The sequence below is a fragment of the Bacillus sp. AR13-1 genome (assembly GCF_008042285.1).
GTDB classification, from domain to species: domain Bacteria; phylum Bacillota; class Bacilli; order Bacillales; family Bacillaceae_G; genus Bacillus_A; species Bacillus_A mycoides.
Window position 1 is genome coordinate 454,399 of the sequence record NZ_QNUA01000007.1, and the last position, 11,761, is coordinate 466,159.

General features: G+C 36.3%; 15 protein-coding genes and 1 pseudogene. 6 read left to right on the plus strand and 10 right to left on the minus strand.

Annotation, left to right across the window (positions count from 1 at the left end; all coding sequences use genetic code 11):
- Positions 1-94 precede the first annotated feature (94 nt).
- Complete coding sequence (gene cwlJ / locus DN408_RS06695; RefSeq protein WP_002068596.1) at positions 95-517, plus strand: cell wall hydrolase CwlJ; 423 nt, start codon at positions 95-97, stop codon at positions 515-517.
- Between the two features lie 27 nt (positions 518-544).
- Positions 545-982, plus strand: coding sequence for a spore coat protein GerQ (gerQ, locus tag DN408_RS06700; RefSeq protein ID WP_002068595.1), 438 nt, complete (start codon positions 545-547; stop codon positions 980-982).
- A 31-nt stretch (positions 983-1,013) separates the two neighbouring features.
- Here the strand turns inward: gerQ and DN408_RS06705 are convergent, their stop codons facing one another.
- The 4 genes and pseudogenes from DN408_RS06705 to DN408_RS32415 form a co-directional block, all read right to left on the minus strand.
- A complete protein-coding gene (locus DN408_RS06705; RefSeq protein ID WP_002130112.1) occupies positions 1,014-1,382 on the minus strand; it encodes a DUF423 domain-containing protein in 369 nt (122 codons plus the stop codon).
- Positions 1,383-1,445: 63 nt separating this feature from the next.
- Positions 1,446-1,733 (minus strand): YwdI family protein, encoded by a 288-nt coding sequence (locus DN408_RS06710; protein ID WP_001198367.1) that lies wholly within the window; start codon positions 1,731-1,733, stop codon positions 1,446-1,448.
- Positions 1,734-1,739: 6 nt separating this feature from the next.
- Positions 1,740-2,033: pseudogene (locus DN408_RS06715) on the minus strand (cation:proton antiporter regulatory subunit); the annotation flags it as partial.
- The gene (locus tag DN408_RS32415) at positions 2,002-2,103 is read right to left on the minus strand and encodes an ion channel (RefSeq protein WP_002130114.1); all 102 of its coding nucleotides are present in this window, start codon (positions 2,101-2,103) and stop codon (positions 2,002-2,004) included. The gene DN408_RS32415 and the pseudogene DN408_RS06715, both read right to left, overlap by 32 nt.
- A gap of 171 nt (positions 2,104-2,274) precedes the next feature.
- Here DN408_RS32415 and DN408_RS06720 point away from each other — a divergent pair, with 171 nt between their 5' ends.
- From DN408_RS06720 to DN408_RS06730, 3 genes are all read left to right on the plus strand, one after another.
- The gene (locus DN408_RS06720) at positions 2,275-3,558 is read left to right on the plus strand and encodes a purine/pyrimidine permease (RefSeq protein ID WP_002167308.1); all 1,284 of its coding nucleotides are present in this window, start codon (positions 2,275-2,277) and stop codon (positions 3,556-3,558) included.
- 205 nt (positions 3,559-3,763) lie between these two features.
- Entirely contained in the window at positions 3,764-4,585 is an 822-nt protein-coding gene (locus DN408_RS06725) for a Cof-type HAD-IIB family hydrolase (protein ID WP_033731127.1), read from the plus strand.
- Between the two features lie 209 nt (positions 4,586-4,794).
- Positions 4,795-5,088: a DUF3817 domain-containing protein gene (locus tag DN408_RS06730; RefSeq protein WP_000953390.1), complete on the plus strand. Its 294-nt coding sequence runs from the start codon at positions 4,795-4,797 to the stop codon at positions 5,086-5,088.
- A gap of 38 nt (positions 5,089-5,126) precedes the next feature.
- On the opposite strand, the gene DN408_RS06735 is transcribed toward DN408_RS06730, so the two are convergent.
- The 5 genes from DN408_RS06735 to DN408_RS06755 are packed head-to-tail and all read right to left on the minus strand — an operon-like array spanning position 5,127 to position 9,592.
- Positions 5,127-5,804, minus strand: coding sequence for a uracil-DNA glycosylase (locus DN408_RS06735; protein ID WP_002130117.1), 678 nt, complete (start codon positions 5,802-5,804; stop codon positions 5,127-5,129).
- A gap of 19 nt (positions 5,805-5,823) precedes the next feature.
- Positions 5,824-6,816 carry an ABC transporter permease gene (locus DN408_RS06740; protein ID WP_002089839.1) on the minus strand — a complete coding sequence of 331 codons (993 nt, stop codon included), beginning with the start codon at positions 6,814-6,816 and terminating at the stop codon, positions 5,824-5,826.
- Positions 6,809-7,726, minus strand: coding sequence for an ABC transporter ATP-binding protein (locus DN408_RS06745; RefSeq protein ID WP_002089840.1), 918 nt, complete (start codon positions 7,724-7,726; stop codon positions 6,809-6,811). Before DN408_RS06745 ends, DN408_RS06740 begins: the two co-directional genes overlap by 8 nt.
- Complete coding sequence (locus DN408_RS06750) at positions 7,723-8,604, minus strand: SGNH/GDSL hydrolase family protein (protein WP_002167306.1); 882 nt, start codon at positions 8,602-8,604, stop codon at positions 7,723-7,725. Before DN408_RS06750 ends, DN408_RS06745 begins: the two co-directional genes overlap by 4 nt.
- Before the next feature lie 10 nt (positions 8,605-8,614).
- Positions 8,615-9,592 (minus strand): LacI family DNA-binding transcriptional regulator, encoded by a 978-nt coding sequence (locus DN408_RS06755; RefSeq protein ID WP_002167305.1) that lies wholly within the window; start codon positions 9,590-9,592, stop codon positions 8,615-8,617.
- Positions 9,593-9,690: 98 nt separating this feature from the next.
- On the opposite strand from DN408_RS06755, the gene DN408_RS06760 reads away from it, so the two are divergent.
- The gene (locus DN408_RS06760; RefSeq protein ID WP_002130121.1) at positions 9,691-10,317 is read left to right on the plus strand and encodes a YczE/YyaS/YitT family protein; all 627 of its coding nucleotides are present in this window, start codon (positions 9,691-9,693) and stop codon (positions 10,315-10,317) included.
- Positions 10,318-10,346: 29 nt separating this feature from the next.
- Here DN408_RS06760 and DN408_RS06765 read toward each other — a convergent pair whose 3' ends face one another.
- Positions 10,347-11,642 (minus strand): homoserine dehydrogenase, encoded by a 1,296-nt coding sequence (locus DN408_RS06765; protein WP_002130122.1) that lies wholly within the window; start codon positions 11,640-11,642, stop codon positions 10,347-10,349.
- Between the last annotated feature and the right edge of the window lie 119 nt (positions 11,643-11,761).

An 11,761-nucleotide genomic window follows, 5' to 3' on the forward strand; every position in this document is an offset into this window, starting at 1 on the left:
CTTTTTCTCATACGTATGAACTAGTAATTGTTCCACACTTCATCTAGAAAAAACCTCTTTCCGAAGGGTATTCCAAAAAGAGAGGTGACACATAATGGGTGTTATCGCGCATACAGAAGAAGATGTAAAGTTATTAGCTAGACTCATGCGTGCCGAAGCTGAAGGAGAAGGACAACAAGGCATGTTAATGGTTGGAAATGTCGGCGTAAATCGTGTCCGCGGAGATTGCTTAGACTTTAAAAAAGTCCGAAATTTACGTCAGATGGTTTATCAAAATCCTGGTGGTTTTGAAGCAACTCAAAAAGGGTATTTTTATCAACGAGCGAGAGAACAAGATATCGCCTTAGCCCGCCGGACAATTCAGGGACAACGTTTTTGGCCCGCCAACTTTTCCTTATGGTTCTTTAGGCCTGAAGGTCCTTGCCCGCCAACTTGGTATAACCAACAAAATTCAGGACGTTTTAAAAAGCACTGCTTCTTCCAACCATCTGGTGAAGATTGTCCTGGCGTATATTAAGGAATGAAAATGAGGAGGGATTTTTGAATGGCACAGCAACAAAACCCATACTATGGAACAGGTTTTTATCAACCATCCGGAACTTATGTGCAACCACAACAAATGACCCCACAGCAACAGCAGCAACAGCAACAACAGCAAGCGATGCAACAACAAGCTGCTCAGGCTCAACTTGCAGTTTCTCAAGGTATGTTACCACTAGAGCAATCGTATATTGAAAACATCCTTCGTTTAAATAAGGGTAAGCCAGCTACAGTTGTAATGACTTATGAACGCGGTAGTTCGCTTGGTACACAATCTTATACAGGGATCATCGAGGCAGCTGGCCGTGATCATATCGTAATTAGTGAGCCGAAATCTGGAAAACGCTTTTTACTACTAATGATTTATTTAGATTATGTAGAATTCCCAGGAGAAATTACGTATTTACCTGGTCAACAAGCAACTTATGCTCCAAGACCATAAAAAAAAGCTGGCGAATGCCAGCTTTTGTTTTTTATAACCCTTTTACAACTGCAGTTCCGACTAAAATCCACGCCACAATAAACGCTACACCACCAAGGGGTGTAATTGGGCCAAAGAATTTAATACCTGTTGTACTTAATGCATAAAGACTGCCTGAGAACATAATAATCCCAGCTACCATAAGCCAACCTGCAGTGTTTAAAAGTGATGATTGCATTTTGTCCATTAATAGAGCAATTACGAATAAGCCACCTGCATGAAACATTTGATATGTAACGCCCGTCTTCCACACTTCTAACATTTTTGCAGAAATTTTATTTTCTAAACCATGTGCTCCAAAAGCCCCTAATGCAACAGATAGCCCCGCTGCAATACAACCTAGTAAAAAGAAAATTTTCATCTTAATTCCCCTTTTTATTTTTATCATAAGCAATTTTCACATATAATCCAAACGATTTAATCCCTAAAAATCAAATAAAGAATTACCATTTGCACCTTCTTCTTTTATATACACAGGTTCTCCAGAAACTGGCATAACCGGTTGAACTGTTGTTATAGGCTGAGATCCGATTATTTGTGATTGAACTTGTGGTTCTCTATACGTAGAAGGCTCAACTTGTTCATCTAATAATAAATCACATAGTGCACGCACAACTAATAAATGCTCTTTTGATTTTTGTCCTTCACTACTTTTTGCCTTTGCAATTTCACTCGCCATTTTATTTAAAACCTTATCGCTAGATACTTGCATTCCTTGTCACCTCTTACTTTGTAGTTCTTTCTCAAATTGCCTCAGTTTCTCCACTGAACCAAATACTATTATCATATCATGTTCTTGCAGTTTTTCCTGCCCCGTTGGATTATGGATAATATACCCATCTCTTAAAATCGCTAAAATTGTTACACCAAATTGATTTCTCACATTACTCTCTAATAACGATTTACTAGCTAAGTTAGAACCTTTACCAACTTGAATTTCTTCAATTACAAATGATTTCTCTATTCCATACAATACGGTATCAATATAATGCACTGTTAACGGATTCGCAATATCCAACCGTTAATACAGTAATCATCGTCATCCAAAATGCTTGAAACAGGCTAATCTCTTCAATTGTCATAAATCATAGCATTCCTAGAATTACAACAAAAGTCATACATATAATCGCTATCCATAATTGCTTCCGTACATTCATATTATGTTTCAACTCTTTTCTCTATCTACAATCTTTGCCAGAGGAAATGAAATACGTATATACTAGAAAACGGAATCTATGAAAGAGGTTGATATAATGAAGCTATTTCTTTCTGCCTTACAATGGGCACTATTTATTTTAGCTGGAAGTCTTATTGTACCAATTAGTGTCGCAACTAGTTACGGCCTTGATGGCGCTGAAGCTATCGCGTTTGTACAAAGAACATTATTTGTTCTCGGTTTTGCCGGTCTCTTGCAAGCTATATTTGGTCATAAACTTCCTATCCAAGAAGGTCCTGCAGGCCTTTGGTGGGGAATTTTCTCCTTGTATGCAAGTTTAGGCGTCGTATTATTTGGATCAAGCAATGAAACACTTAAGGTCCTTCAGTACGCTTTCCTATTAAGTGGCATCATTTGTATTATTCTTAGTGTTTTTGGACTTATTGATAAACTAGTTCGTTACTTTACACCGACAGTAATTGGAACGTATTTATTCCTTTTGGTCGCACAACTTAGTGGCTCCTTCTTAAAAGGCATGTTTGGCCTTGATGGACAACATACAGAAGTACAGCCAAAGGTATTTATTCTTTCACTCATTGTTATTTTACTATCTTTTTTCATTATGAAGTTACCTATTATTGGACAATATTCCGTTCTTTTCAGTATCGTCTGCGGCTGGATATTATTTGCGTGCTTCGGATTATCTAATCCAGTAACACCTGTGACAGATATAATTCGTCTTCCATCTCTGTTTGTTTTCGGAATGCCTCGCATTGAATGGAACATGGCAATTACGGTAGTTTTCGTCACACTACTACTTCTAACAAATATGTTAGCAAGTATTCGCGTTGTACAAAAGGTTGTTTCTAAGTATGAAGAAGATGCTGCGGAGAATCGCTTCAAACAAGCTGGCATTATAACAGGAATAAATCAATTGCTAGGCGGTCTATTTTCAGCCATTGGTCCTGTTGCCATTTCTGGATCCGCAGGATTTATTGCAACGACAAATATTTATAAGCGCCTTCCATTTATGTTAGGGTCAAGCTTTATCATTCTTGTTAGTATATTCCCAAAGATTACTTCATTCTTTGCAGCCATCCCCGTTGCAGTTGGGTATGCTGCGATTTATCCTGTATTTGCAAGCATGATTGGTCTCGCTTTCCGCGAATATGACACTGTACAAAATAAAGAACAATTATTTAAAGTAGCAGGTCTTTCAATCTTTACAGGAGTCGGCGTTATGTTCGTTCCAGCTGGAGCGTTTTCTACGCTACCACCATTTTTAGCATCATTTTTAAGTAACGGTCTTGTTCTTGGATCTGTAATGGCTATCTTGCTGGAAATATTATTTTCTCGTTCGCACGAAAAACAACCATCGTAAATTGGAAAACTTCCATTATTGCACTCTATCTTTAGAGTTGTTACGATAATGATAAATTATCATGGGCAACACGCTCATGATAATTTATACTAATAATGCAGAACTTCTCCTAGTTTCATGCAAAGAAGTTCGATGTCTTACTATATATTCCCCACTATCTTCATAAAAATTTATTTCTATTTCAACAAAGAAAGGAATTTTCTATATGACTTATAAAATGATTGTTTTAGATTTAGATGATACTTTATTACGCGACGACCATACAATTTCACCTCGTACGAAAGAGGCTTTAATGACAGCACAAGAGCAAGGAGTTAAAGTTGTACTTGCTTCTGGGCGCCCAACGTTTGGTATGCGCAATGTTGCAAAAGAACTTCGTTTAGAGGAATACGGTAGCTTCATTCTATCTTTTAACGGCGCAAAAATTATTAATTGTAAAACAAATGAAGAAATCTTCAGTAGTACGCTATCTCCTGAAATCGTTCACAACCTATTTGAAATTAGTAAAACTGAAGACGTATGGATTCATACTTATATTGGCGATGATATCGTAACGGAAGAAAATAATCCGTATACTGAAATTGAGGGCGACATTACTGGTATGCCAATCGTTGTAGTAGATGATTTTAAAGCCGCTGTAACAGAGCCTGTAGTAAAAGTATTAATGAACAAAGAAGCTAAACGTCTTGTTGAAGTAGAAAAGAAACTACAAAAACAACTAGAAGGCCAATTAAGCGTTATGCGTTCTAAACCATTCTTCTTAGAATTTACTGAACATGGTGTTACAAAAGGAACAAGCCTAAACCAACTAATCCAAAAACTTGGTATTAAACGCGAAGAAGTTATCGCAATGGGCGATAGCTATAACGATCAAGCGATGATTGAATTTGCTGGTCTTGGCGTTGCGATGGGCAATGCACCCGATGATATTAAAGAAATCGCAAACTATGTGACAGATACAAATATGAACGATGGTGTTGCTAAAGTTGTAGAGAAATTTGTACTAAAAAGCGAAGCGCTTGTTTAATATTTTCATTCATAAAACCTATTTGAAGTCAAATACTTCAAATAGGTTTTTATTTAAATTGCAATGCTTTTGTGACTATATTTTGAACTTTGCACTATTCTCGTAGTGTAAACTTTCTTTTTGTATATAATTAAACAAAATAGACTATTTCATTTTGAAAAAGAATACAAATTTACTATATAAAAGCATACATTAAAGGAGGCTACTTCATGTTATCTACACCAATCGGAAGATTAAGAGCAATCGGCTTAATTGAGGGGATTTCTTTCCTATTACTATTATTTGTAGCAATGCCATTAAAATATTTTGCAGGGTTTGCAACAGCTGTTAAAATTACAGGCATGGCTCATGGCGTTTTATTTATTCTATTCATCTTTGCGGTAATTCAAGTAACAATCGTACACCGTAAATCAATTTTATGGGCACTTGGGGCATTCGTTTCATCAGTTATCCCATTTGGTACTTTTGTACTAGATGCAAAACTAAAGAACGAACAACAATAATAAAAAGGTAGTTAACAACTGTTAACTACCTTTTCTATTTATAAATTTGGAATTTCCCAATCAATTTCTCTTTCGCCCATATTAACTAAAATCGTATTTACTTTAGAGTACGGCTTACTTCCAAAGAAACCTCGTCTTGCTGATAATGGACTTGGATGTACGGACTCGATAATATAATGATTCGTATTCGTAATTAACTTTTTCTTCGCCTGTGCATGACGTCCCCATAATATGAAAATAACTGGTTTTTTACGATCATTTAATAACTCGATTACGCGATCTGTGAAATGCTCCCATCCTTTTCCTTTATGAGAATTTGCTTCACCTTGACGAACCGTTAACACAGTATTTAATAATAAAACTCCTTGCTCCGCCCACTTTACTAAATAACCGTTATTCGGAATTTCATAACCATATTCATCTCGAAGTTCTTTATACATATTTAGCAATGATGGCGGCGTTTTAATATCAGGTTGTACCGAAAAGCTTAAACCATGCGCTTGATTCGGTCCATGATATGGGTCTTGTCCTAAAATAACGACCTTTGTATTTTCATAACTTGTATACTCTAGAGCGTTAAAAATATCTTCTACCTTTGGATAAATCACATGCTCCTCATACTCTTCTTTTAAAAAGTTAGCTAAATTTTGATAGTATTCTTTCTCAAATTCTGGCCCCAGTAATGGTCCCCAATCATTCTGCAAAATGTTTTCCATGCCTTCACTTCCTATCCAATTAATTCACCATATCCTGCCTTGTAAATACTACAAACGAAATGATAAGAGATACTACTGCCCAAACCGTTAAATTTATTAAAGAAAATCCCATTGATAATCCTTGTAATGCAGGCAGTTTTCCTGATAAATAATCCGTTAGCGATAAGTTGACACTAAAAATGTATTTCGCACCTTCCCAAGACGTTGCGAATGAACTTAAAATGCCGCCTGCAATTAACGCAGCTAACATAACGCCCATACCAGCTGGTGTATTACGAATTAAAACAGAGACCATAAATGATATAGTTCCAACAACGATAGCAACAAACCAAGCTAGTCCGTACGCCATTAAAATGTATTGCCACTGCGGAATAAGGTGGACAAAGTTCGTATTTAACGTTTCCTTATCAATGACGAATCCTGTTAACACAGGTAAATTCCATCCAGAGTATCCAAATACAAGCCCTGATAATGCGTAAGCAAACAAACCGACAAGAAGCAATATGAGCGAAATGAAAAATAACATCGTCACATATTTACTAAGGAGTATTTTCCAGCGCCGAATTGGCCTCGTCAGAAGCATTTTCATCGTACCATCGCTTCGTTCTCCTGAAACAATATCAATGGCGACAATCATAACGAGCAATGGAATAAATAACGTTATTCCTTGTTCAATAAACGCCCTCACAAATGTCGGTGCTCCTGGCGCAGTCGGATTAATATTATGATCTAAATAATATTGTTGTTGTTCCACTCTTACTTTTAACCAATCCCGCCATTCTTCTGGCAATCTAGAATTGTTCAAGCGGTTTTGTGAATCAACAATTTGTTGCTGTAATGATACTTTCCAATCGGTCGTACCAAGCCTTTTTTGCGTCGTTTCTATTTCACGATACTGAGCATACACAAAAAGTGGAATCAAGATTGCTAAAATAAGCATGACAACAACAATTCGTTTCTTACGATAAATCTTTTCTGATTCATTTAAAACTAGATTCGCAAATTCACGCATGTTGCTCACCCCTTGTGAGTTCAATAAATAAATCTTCTAGCGTAAATACAAGCTCTTTGACGCTATGTACATCTATCCCGTTTTCTACAAAATGCTTATTCCAAACATTAATAGACGCAACATCCATACGACATAATAAACGCTCATCTTCTACACTAACTTCCTCTATCTCTTCAGCAGCGTCTAACATGTCTTTCGCTTTGGAAATCGGTGTAACGACCCATTCCACACGATCACTCGCTGTTTTGATCAACTCTTCAATAGGTGCAACTGTTATCATTTTTCCTTTATGAATAATAGCAACACGGTCGCATATCAGTTGCACTTCACTTAGCAAGTGACTCGAAATAAATACACTCATATTTTCTTCTTTTACAAGCTTATGTATAAATTCCCTAAGTTCTCTAATCCCAGCTGGATCTAAACCATTCGTCGGTTCATCTAATATGAGCAATTTCGGGTTTCCAAGCAGCGCCTGTGCAATTCCAAGACGCTGCTTCATACCAAGGGAATATGTTTTTACCTTATCGTGAATACGCTCATCTAAATGAACCATTTTTGCAATTTCAATAATACGTTCATCTGATATATCACCAAGCATGCGCGCAAATTGCTTTAAGTTTTCCCATCCCGTTAAATATGTATAAAGCTCTGGGTTTTCAACTATACTTCCAATTTGACGCATCGCTTCTCTGAAATTTTCCTTAATAGAATAACCACCGATAGAAATAGTACCTTCTGTCGCTTTAATCAGTCCGACTAACATTCGAATTGTTGTCGTTTTCCCGGCTCCGTTCGGTCCTAAAAAGCCAAACACTTCTCCTTGTTTTACATCAAATGAAATGTCCTCTACAAGCGTCTTCTTTCCAATTACCTTCTTCAAGTCTCGTACAGAAAGTATCGTCGTCATTTTATCCCTCCTTGCTCTAGTTTTAATTTACTTACGACGTTTTGGACTAATCGCTCTGCCATATATGTGTAGCCTACTTCATTCGGATGAAAATGATCGGAGTATAATAAATCTTTCCCACGATTTTGGAATAAATCAAATGTCGGTGTAATATATACATTTTTATCATTTAATGCTAACTTCTCTAAAGAAGCATTCCAATCAACAACAATATTTGATGAACCTCTTAAATCTTCTACATCCTCAAAAGGATTGTATAAACCTAGCCAAAAAATAGGACTATCTGTGTTTAATTTACGAATTTCTTCTATAATTTTCTTCGCTTCATTTTGAAACGTTTCCGTATCAGGACGATACGTCTCTAAATCTATCTTTCCGAGCGATTCCCATCCTGGGAACAAATCATTTCCTCCAATTGTTAAAACAATTACATCTGCTTGCTTAATTGAATATTGAGCTCCGCTGCTTTCGATTTGTTTTAATAAATCGGGCATTTTCGCACCACTAACTGCCAAATTGCTTAGTGCAACTTTTTGTTTATAATCTTTTTGTAAATTCTCTTTCATTCGTCCAATATAGCCAATTCCTTCTTTATCACCAACGCCGCGCGTTAACGAATCACCTAAACTAACTACTTGTAACGTTCCTGTTTTCTTTTTCTCTTTTTCCAATACGTCAGTCTTCGTAATTAATTTTGAAGCTTTCGGATTTAATACATCATTTACACCCGAAACAAAACCGTATGCAAATAAACAGAAAGACGCAATTGTAATGAGTAGAATTACTTTTACTAATTTTGATCTCATATCAAAACCCCTTTTAGCCCCTATAGATTGTCCATAATTATACCAAACGAATTTTCGAAAAGCGATTTTCACACCTTTTCTATTATGTCGTTTCCCTATCTACCAAACCTGGTAATAACTCTACATGTTTCACATCTATTTCCTCATCATTAATCTTTTCATATAATAATTCAAATGCCTTTACACCAACATTTTTACTAGAATGCGAAATCGTCGTAATACCTAATATATTTGCCACCTCTTGATCATCACATCCGATAATCGTAATATCCTCTGGGATACGAATTCCTTGTTTTTTCGCCTCCGTTACCATTCCTGCAGCAATATGATTGCAAGATACAAGAAAAGCCGTCGGTTTTACAGACATACGAGCCCATTCCCTGACTACATTGCGCCCATCTTCCACCGTAAAACAGCCCTTAAACTTCCAGGCATCTAACGGTGTTACAACAATCTGTTGAAGTGAATCTTCATACGCCTTTTTTCGCCTCTGGCTATTAATACTATTACTTCTTCCAATGCAATATCCGATACGTGTATGACCAGCATCTATTAAGCTTTTCATCCCGCGCAAAAATACTTTGTAGTAATCAATATGTACACTCGAAATGAATTTTGAATCTATTTCTTCACACATCACAATTGGACCAAACTTCGTATACTCTTCAAGTTTTTCCTTACTATTTGTCCGTGAACATATAATTACTCCATCAAGCTTTTTCATTTTTAACATATGTAAAATTTCAAGCTCTTTTTCCTCGCTATAATTTGTCTGGCAAAGCATCATATTATAATTGTTCTTTGCGGTTTCCTTTGATATCCCCCCAATAATGGCACTGTAATATTGATCATTTACGTGCGGCAATAACACGCCAATTACATTCGTTTTTCCTTTCACTAAATGAATCGCATTCACATTTTGCGTATAATTTAATTCTTCAATAATCGCTAAAATCTCTTTTCGTTTCTGTTCATTCACATACGGATGATTATTGAGTACACGTGAAACAGTTGAAACAGATACACCAGCAAGTTCAGCAATCTTTCTTATATTAGTCATCTCATTCTCCCCTTCCCCTCAAAAATTCTCGCTTGACCTGGTAAGCTTTCCACAGTATATCCTTTCTTAGCAAATACATTTTGAAAGGATATACAACTATGCTTCGATTCAAACTAGAATATATATTTTTCATTGGCGGTTTACTCATTCTCGCCATCGGTATTAATATGATGACGACAATTACTTCCTTTGGACTTAGCCCTTATGATTCCTTCTTTATTGCACTATATCAAAATTTTGGGATAAGTATTGGTTTTTGGATTTTCATGATTAACTTTGTTTTTACCCTGATCGTACTCTTTTGGGACAAAAAACAAATTACAATCGGCACAATTGTCACAATGATTCTTATTTCTCTTTTTGTTGATTGGGTTGGTTCTATTACGACTATTATGGACATTATCCGCTCTCTTCCAAAATATATAACACTTGTTTGCGGAAATCTATTTGTCGGAGCCGGAATTGGTCTTTACGTCTCTACTAACCTTTGCGCAGCACCTCAAGAGGCTTTCGTTTTAACTGTTGCTGAGAAAAAGAAATGGACATTTAGAAGAACAGAAATTTCATTAGCTTTTTTATTTTTAACATTAAGCTTCTTATTAGATGGGCCAATCTATTTTGGAACAATTATCTTATCCTTTACAACAGGTTGGATTATTCAAGCTTTTATTCAAGTTGGTACGCAAATTTTAAATAGAAAAAAACCTATTAAGCAAGCCGCTTAATAGGTTTTTTCGTTTTATTAGAAGAGATACTACTTAGCATCTCCTTCAATTCGATAATTTGCTTTCACACAATCTATTTCTTCATACGATTGCAATGTATGTAGAATGTACTCATAATCCGCAAGAGAAGCACGATGCGTTACGATTACGATTTCTGCTTTCCCTTTCTCTTCAAGTGGCATTTGAATAATCTTTTCAAAACTAACACCGCGCTCAGAGAACAATGATGTGATTTTTGCAAACACACCAATTTCGTCTTTCACATGAAGTCTTAAAAACTTTTTCACAACAATTTCATCTGGCTCTTTTAGTACCTTTTGATATTGCGGGACTACCGCACTATTTCCGTTTACACCAAGCCTAATATTTTGCATTACAGCAACTAGGTCAGAAACAACAGCTGTCGCTGTCGGTAAACTTCCTGCTCCCGGTCCATAAAACATCGTTTCTCCTACCGCTTCACCATACACATAGACAGCATTATATTCATTTTGCACTGCCGCAAGAGGGTGTGCATTTGGAAGTAAAGTTGGCTCAACTGTAACCTCTAATTTCTCGCCATCTCGCTTTGCAAGACCAATTAATTTAATTGTATAGCCTAAGCTCTTACTATATTCAATATCTTCTGCTGTAATAGAAGTAATTCCTTTTACCTTCACATCTCCAAGCTCTACATTTGTAGAGAAACCGAGGGTAGCCAAAATCGTCATTTTTCTTGCTGCATCTAAACCTTCTACGTCTGATGTTGGATCTGCTTCTGCAAATCCAAGCTGCTGAGCTTCTTTTAACACGTCGTTATATGCTCTCCCTTCGTCTGACATTTTCGTCAAAATAAAATTTGTCGTTCCATTTACAATTCCCATTACTTTCGTAATAAGATCTGAGGAAAGTCCTTCTACGATGCTTCGTAAAATTGGAATCCCTCCAGCTACACTTGCTTCGTAAAATAAATCAGCCTTATTATCTTTTGCTACCGCTAAGAGTTCCGCTCCGTGTAACGCCATTAAATCTTTATTTGCAGTCACAACGTGCTTCCCGCTTTTTAAAGCTTGTAAAATATATGCTTTTGCATCATCAATGCCGCCCATTACTTCAATGACAACATCAATATTAGGATTATCTAAAATTTCATTCACATCTTGTGTTAATAGAGTAGAAGGCACGTCTACTTCTCTCTCTTTCTCAATGTTTTGCACCAATACTTTCGTTACTTTCACTGGACAACCTACTTGGTGTATAAGTCGTTCTTGATGATCTGTAATAATACGAACTACACCACTACCAACTGTCCCAAGACCTAATAACCCCACTTGAATGTCTTTCATAATACTGTCCACCCCTCAAAAATTGTGTTTAGATGCCATTATATAGACAAAAAATCTGAAAAACAATGTATTTTGAATATTAAGAAAAATAGAGGTTAATCTTTACAAATAAAACGCTA

Bases quoted from the DNA above. Each gene is read 5' to 3' on its own strand.
- DN408_RS06745 (WP_002089840.1), bottom strand. From the start codon at position 7,726: ATGACGACGATACTTTCTGTACGAGACTTGAAGAAGGTAATTGGAAAG.
- DN408_RS06755 (WP_002167305.1), bottom strand. From the start codon at position 9,592: ATGACTAATATAAGAAAGATTGCTGAACTTGCTGGTGTATCTGTTTCA.
- DN408_RS06725 (WP_033731127.1), top strand. From the start codon at position 3,764: ATGACTTATAAAATGATTGTTTTAGATTTAGATGATACTTTATTACGC.
- DN408_RS32415 (WP_002130114.1), bottom strand. From the start codon at position 2,103: ATGACAATTGAAGAGATTAGCCTGTTTCAAGCATTTTGGATGACGATG.
- DN408_RS06720 (WP_002167308.1), top strand. From the start codon at position 2,275: ATGAAGCTATTTCTTTCTGCCTTACAATGGGCACTATTTATTTTAGCT.
- DN408_RS06760 (WP_002130121.1), top strand. From the start codon at position 9,691: ATGCTTCGATTCAAACTAGAATATATATTTTTCATTGGCGGTTTACTC.
- DN408_RS06710 (WP_001198367.1), bottom strand. From the start codon at position 1,733: ATGCAAGTATCTAGCGATAAGGTTTTAAATAAAATGGCGAGTGAAATT.
- DN408_RS06735 (WP_002130117.1), bottom strand. From the start codon at position 5,804: ATGGAAAACATTTTGCAGAATGATTGGGGACCATTACTGGGGCCAGAA.
- DN408_RS06740 (WP_002089839.1), bottom strand. From the start codon at position 6,816: ATGCGTGAATTTGCGAATCTAGTTTTAAATGAATCAGAAAAGATTTAT.
- cwlJ (WP_002068596.1), top strand. From the start codon at position 95: ATGGGTGTTATCGCGCATACAGAAGAAGATGTAAAGTTATTAGCTAGA.
- DN408_RS06705 (WP_002130112.1), bottom strand. From the start codon at position 1,382: ATGAAAATTTTCTTTTTACTAGGTTGTATTGCAGCGGGGCTATCTGTT.
- DN408_RS06730 (WP_000953390.1), top strand. From the start codon at position 4,795: ATGTTATCTACACCAATCGGAAGATTAAGAGCAATCGGCTTAATTGAG.
- gerQ (WP_002068595.1), top strand. From the start codon at position 545: ATGGCACAGCAACAAAACCCATACTATGGAACAGGTTTTTATCAACCA.
- DN408_RS06765 (WP_002130122.1), bottom strand. From the start codon at position 11,642: ATGAAAGACATTCAAGTGGGGTTATTAGGTCTTGGGACAGTTGGTAGT.